At 74.4% G+C, this 1,325-nt stretch carries 1 protein-coding gene; it reads right to left on the bottom strand.

The window, feature by feature from the left end; genetic code table 11:
• On the bottom strand, positions 1-1,054 hold a 1,054-nt coding region (locus tag ACFUJR_RS20455), incomplete at its 3' end, for a trypsin-like peptidase domain-containing protein (protein ID WP_383450613.1).
• Between the last annotated feature and the right edge of the window lie 271 nt (positions 1,055-1,325).

The following is a 1,325-nucleotide window of genomic DNA, read 5'->3' as shown; positions in this document are numbered from 1 at the left end:
TGTGCCTCTCCTCGGGACCTCCGAGGAAGACCAACATCGGCCGACCGCTGTCTCGCGAGATCGTGACGCCACACTCGGGGGGCGCGTTGGTGGCTTCCCTTCGGGCCCCCGAGGCCGCGACGATGCGTCCCGCCTGGCGCAGGACGCGGCCCACGGCGTCGGCGACCGAGGTGTCGTCCGCGCGCAGGTCGGCCCCGCGCAGCCGGACCGTGGGGGCCGGCTCGGCGCCGCGGGCCCGCTCGGCGCGGTGGGCGTCGAGCGCGGTCGTACGTCCGCTGCCAGGGGCGCCGACGAGGGCGAGGACCAGCGCGTCGGAGGCGGCGAAGGCTGCGAACTCCCGGACGCAGTCGGCCCGTTCGACGGGCCTGGGGACGGTTCCCGCGATGTCCACGGCTCCGGTGGAGGTGGCGGTGAGCTCCAGGACGGCCGCCAGGTTGAGCTCGGATCCGTAGCAGGGCGCGATCGCCGCGTTGCGCCTCAGCAGCTCGGCCAGCCGGTCCACCGGGGCGAGCGGCAGGGCGTAACCGGCGGCGCGGTGGTCGCCGTGCAGGGCGGTGGCGAGGACGGCGAGGACGGCCCCGGTCTCCGGGTCCACGACGGGCCCGCCCGTGGCCTGTCCGCCCAGCCGCAGCGCTTCCGCGCCTTCGGTGCCGATGGCCAGCTCCCAGGCGTGGCCGAGGGCGCGCCGACGGCCGGCCTCCGTGTAACCGACGTCCGCCGCGCCGAGGACCCGGGCCTCGCGCCAGCCGTGGGCAGCGATCCGTACGTACGTCCCGGGCTCGGCCTCGGTCCGTGCGGAGACCGGCATCGGCCGGACGTCCAGTCCTTCGGTCCGTACGAGGGCGAGACCGGTTCCGGGCAGGGCGGTGACGGCGTCGGACGCGGCGACGTGTGTCCGGTCGCCGGGGGCGTGCAGGACGATCCCCGCGAGCCCGTCGACGGCCTCGTGACTGGTGACGACCGTTCCCCGGTCGTCGGCCACGAAGCCCGTTCCACGCGGTCGGCCCGCCGGATCGCAGATCCGTACCAGCGTGCCGTGGTCCCCGCGTCCCATGGTGTCGACGGTAGGTCGGCGGTGATCACTCCGAGAAGCACACCGGGCGAACGCGCCCCCCAGCGCTCCCCCGTTTCACTCCAAGCGCCCGCCCGAAGGGGTGAATACGCGGAGTGGAGTGGATAGATACTCGCCCGGGGGGATCGGGGGATCACCCGGGGGGAGTGTGGAGGGGGGGGGGGGCCACCCCCCCCCTCCCCCCCCCCCCCCTTGCGGGTGGGCCCAGCACAAAATAGACGCTTTTCTTTTCCTTTTTCTTTCCCCCAGAGAA

The sequence above is a fragment of the Streptomyces sp. NPDC057271 genome, assembly GCF_042668715.1.
Lineage (GTDB): Bacteria > Actinomycetota > Actinomycetes > Streptomycetales > Streptomycetaceae > Streptomyces.
Note: the sequence above shows the minus strand (reverse complement) of the source record. Positions and strands in the feature narration are given on the sequence as shown.